Source organism: Actinosynnema sp. NPDC059335 (assembly GCF_042752395.1).
In the GTDB taxonomy this organism is placed as follows: domain Bacteria; phylum Actinomycetota; class Actinomycetes; order Mycobacteriales; family Pseudonocardiaceae; genus Actinosynnema.
In genome coordinates, this window is sequence record NZ_JBHYXZ010000091.1 from 31,280 (window position 1) to 35,020 (window position 3,741).

A 3,741-nucleotide genomic window follows, 5' to 3' on the forward strand; every position below is an offset into this window, starting at 1 on the left:
TCGGGCTCGTCGGTGTTGGGCTTGCGCCCACACCTGGGCGCCCGGCACTGATTCGCGCGGCCCGGCCTCCGTCGTGCGGGGCCACACTCGGGCGATGGCCGACTCCTTCGAGGACCCGGACCTCGCCGCCTACTACGACGTGATCAACTCCTCGCGCGCCGACACCGACTTCTACCTGGACCTGGTGCTCGACGCCGACGCGGTGCTGGACGTCGGCTGCGGCACGGGCGCGCTGCTGATCGAGGCGCGCGCGTCCGGGCACCGCGGCCGGCTGGTCGGGCTCGACCCGGCGCGGGGCATGCTCGCGCAGGCGCGTCGCGCCGACGACGTGGAGTGGGTGCTCGGCGACCTCGGCACGGTGTCGTTCGACGCCGGGTTCGACCTGGTCGTCATGACCGGGCACGTGTTCCAGGTCTTCCTCACCGACGAGCGGGTCCGCGAGCAGTTCACCGCCGTCCGCGCGGCCCTCGCGCCGGGCGGGCGGTTCGCGTTCGAGACCCGCAACCCCGGTGCGCGGGCGTGGGAGCGCTGGACGCCCGAGCACGGTGTGGACGTCGTCGGCGCGCACGGCGAACGGGTCCGGGTCGAGCACCGGGTGGAGAGCGTGGTGGACGGGGTGGTGACGATGACCGAGACGTTCAGCTGCCCGGACTGGCCCGAGCCCCGCGTCGACCGGGGCTCCCTGCGGTTCCTGCCGGCGGACCGGCTCGACGCGTTGCTGCGCGAGACCGGGTTCGAGGTGGCGGAGCGCTACGGCGACTGGGACCGCTCGCCGTTCACCGCCACCGGCCGCGAGATCATCACGATCGCACGACCAGGTCCGCCTCCGGCAGCCCGCCGTCGCTGACGACGAGCGCCCCGGCGGCCCGCACCAGCGGCAGCACCGCGGCGAACGCCTTGTGCGCCAACGCTTCCGCCGGCGGCGCGACCGGCATCACGCCGTGCAGCCCGTGACGCTCCACGGCGGACAGTTCCGGCAGGGCGAACGTGACGTCGTGCAGCAGCAGGCGGATCCCCATGTCCCGCAACGAGGTCAGGTTGTCCTCCACCGCGTCGAGGTCCTCGGCGTGGGCCGGCGAGGTCAGGCACCGCGCGGACAGGCTCAGCCACAGCCGCTCCGGCGGCAGCCCGGAGGCGCGCAACGCGTCGGCGACCGGCGCGGTGAGGTCCGGGTCGCGCGACTGGTCCGGCGACAACCGCACCACGACCGGCAGCTCCTCCGCCGCCGCGAAACCGCACGCCTCCTCCAGCACCCACTCCGCGAGCTGGCCGCTCAACCCCAGCTCGTCGGCGAACCGCAGGCACTCCTCGTGCGACACCGGCCCGTACTCCGCCTCGTGCCACCGCAGCCGCGCCGCCACCGCGACCCGGTCACCGCCCGGCCCCGTCACGGGCAGGTAGTCCAGCGCGATCTCACCGTTCTGCAACGCGCCCGGCATGGTCGCGATCAACGACAGCCTGGTGCGGTCGCGGGCGTCCCGCCCCTCGTCGTAGACGCCCCACTGGCCCTTGCCGCCGGTCTCCGCGCGGCGCAGCGTGCTGTGCGCCTGGCGCAGCAACGCCATCGCGTCCGACCCGCGGGCCGACGTGCGGACGAAGCCCATGCCCGCGGACACGCCCACGCCGTGCCCGGCCAGGCTCACCGGCTCCACCAGCGCGGCCTCGATCGCCTCGGCCAGCGCGGAGATCCCGGGCGTGGTGGGCGAGTCCTCGATCAGCACCACGAACTCGTCGCCGCCGATGCGGGCCACCGTCGCGCTCTCGCCGGCCACGACCTCGGTCAGCCGCCGTGCCACCACCTTCAGCAGCTCGTCGCCCGCCTCGTAGCCGAGGCCGTCGTTGACGATGGCGACGCTGTCCACGTCCAGGTAGATCAACGTGATCGAGCCCGGCCGGCTCAGCACCTGCTCCAGCTTCGGCAGGAAGCTCTGCCGGTTCGGCAGGCCGGTCAGCACGTCGTGCAGCGACTGGTGGCGCAGGTAGTCCCGCAGCACCCGCTGCTCGGTGGTGTCCTCGACCACGGCGACGTGCCAGCGGGGCCGCCGGTCGGCGTCGCGCACCACCGACAGCGCCACCGTCGCCCACACCGGGTCGCCCGCCTCGTCGGTGAACCGCCGCTGCACCCGCACCGAGTCCGCGGTCAGCGGCGTCGCGCCGAACAGGGTGGCGAGGTCGGCGGGCCGCAGCATCGCCTCCAGCGCCGGGTTCGCGCCGACCAGCGCGCCGTCCCCGTCGAAGATCGCGATGCCCGCCGTGGACCCGAGGAAGACCTGCCGGAACAGCTCCGGCAGCGCCCACGCCTCGACCGCCGCGGGTGGGGTTCCCTCGGCCGGGGTCACGCGGGCGGGCTCGGTCATGTGGGGGCGGCGGCGGTGGGGTGAAGATCAGGTCAGGGTGAATCTTCCGGACCGGCGGCCACCGCCGTCAAGGTTTACCGGATCGGGTTACACGCAGACCCACTCCGTCAGCACCGTCGTGCCGGCGACCTCGCAGCGCAACCGGATCGGCCCCGGCGGCGGCGGGCCGAGCAGGAACATGCCCAGCTCGTCCAGCTCCGCCTCCTCCACCGGTCCCGTCGCCCGCAGCAGCACCACCCGGCCCGGCCCCGCGGGCAGCACCTGGCCCGCGACGCCCGCCTCGGTCACCTCCACCTGCACGGACACGCCCTCGGCGTCGAACACCAGCTGCCGCGCCGTCTGCGCCGCCCGCGCCCGCGTCGTGAGCCCCGGGTCGAGGACGGAGTCGTAGCTGGTCAGCGCCAGCAACTCGGCGTCGACCGTGCGCCACGTGTACGCCGCCCGCGCCGCCTCCAGCAGGTGCGCGGGCACGTCCCGCTCCTCCGCCAGGGCCTCGCCCAGCTCGCGGAGCAGCACCTCATCGCTTTCCCACCCCGGATCGTCCTTCAACACCGACCACACCTCCTCCGCCCACCGGCCGCGGCTCGACCAGCCTCAGCACCGCGGGAGTCTTGCGCAACTTCTCCAGGCACCTGATCCGGGTGGGCCCGATGCTGCCCACCGGCATCGCCAGCTCCTCGCCGACCTCGGCGTAGCTCGGCGGCGGGTCGGCCATGAGCCTCGCCAGCAGCTCGCGGCACTGCTCGGGCAGCGAGCGGAAGCCCTCGCGCAGCGCCTGCCGCCGCTGCGCGGCCTCCATCTCCTCGTCCAGGTCCGCCACCGCGTCGTCCGGGCTCGCCGGCTCGTCCTCCGACTGCGGGTCGAACGGCTGCGTGCGCTGCTGCGCCCGCAGCACGCGCAGGCACTCGTTGCGGGTGGTCGTGGCGATCCAACCGGGCAGCGCGTCCGCCTCGCGGAGCCTGCCGACCTGCTCCACCAGGCGCAACCACACGGTCTGGTGCACGTCCGCCGCATCCGCGGGGCGCAACCGGTGCCGGTGCACCACCGCCAGCACCAAGGGCGTGTAACGCTCGACGATCTCGTTCCACGCGCCTTGATCGCCCTCCGCCGCCGCGCTCACCAGCTCGGCGATCGGCGATGCAGGGCTCACGTCCCCTCCTCTGGTCCAGGGGGTGCCGCGCCTCCGCACCGGACCCCGCCGGCGCGGACCCCTGCCGGGCCACGGACTGCACACTTCTCGCCACACACTACGGAGCTTCGAGCGCCGCGTCAGATACAGAGTCGAACTGCGCCGCCTCCGGCGTCGCGGGCGAGGTCGCCTGGGAGTCGACCGTTCGCGTGCTGATCCCCGGCGATCGAAAAGCGTGATCGCCGGGGATGAGCA

4 protein-coding genes are annotated in these 3,741 nt (G+C 74.2%); 1 reads left to right on the forward strand and 3 read right to left on the reverse strand.

Annotated features, from left to right (window positions below; all coding sequences use genetic code 11):
• The first annotated feature begins 94 nt into the window (after window positions 1-94).
• A complete protein-coding gene (locus tag ACFXGA_RS25745) occupies window positions 95-847 on the forward strand; it encodes a class I SAM-dependent methyltransferase (protein ID WP_378091929.1) in 753 nt (250 codons plus the stop codon).
• Here the strand turns inward: ACFXGA_RS25745 and ACFXGA_RS25750 are convergent.
• The 3 genes from ACFXGA_RS25750 to ACFXGA_RS25760 all read right to left on the reverse strand — a co-directional run bounded on the left by ACFXGA_RS25750 (window position 801) and on the right by ACFXGA_RS25760 (window position 3,507).
• Complete coding sequence (locus ACFXGA_RS25750; RefSeq protein WP_378091931.1) at window positions 801-2,357, reverse strand: diguanylate cyclase domain-containing protein; 1,557 nt, start codon at window positions 2,355-2,357, stop codon at window positions 801-803. The two genes, ACFXGA_RS25745 and ACFXGA_RS25750, sit on opposite strands and share 47 nt — an antisense overlap.
• A gap of 87 nt (window positions 2,358-2,444) precedes the next feature.
• Window positions 2,445-2,909: a hypothetical protein gene (locus tag ACFXGA_RS25755; protein ID WP_378091933.1), complete on the reverse strand. Its 465-nt coding sequence runs from the start codon at window positions 2,907-2,909 to the stop codon at window positions 2,445-2,447.
• Window positions 2,875-3,507, reverse strand: a complete 633-nt coding sequence (locus ACFXGA_RS25760; protein WP_378091935.1) for an RNA polymerase sigma factor — start codon at window positions 3,505-3,507, stop codon at window positions 2,875-2,877. Before ACFXGA_RS25760 ends, ACFXGA_RS25755 begins: the two co-directional genes overlap by 35 nt.
• Window positions 3,508-3,741: the final 234 nt, after the last annotated feature.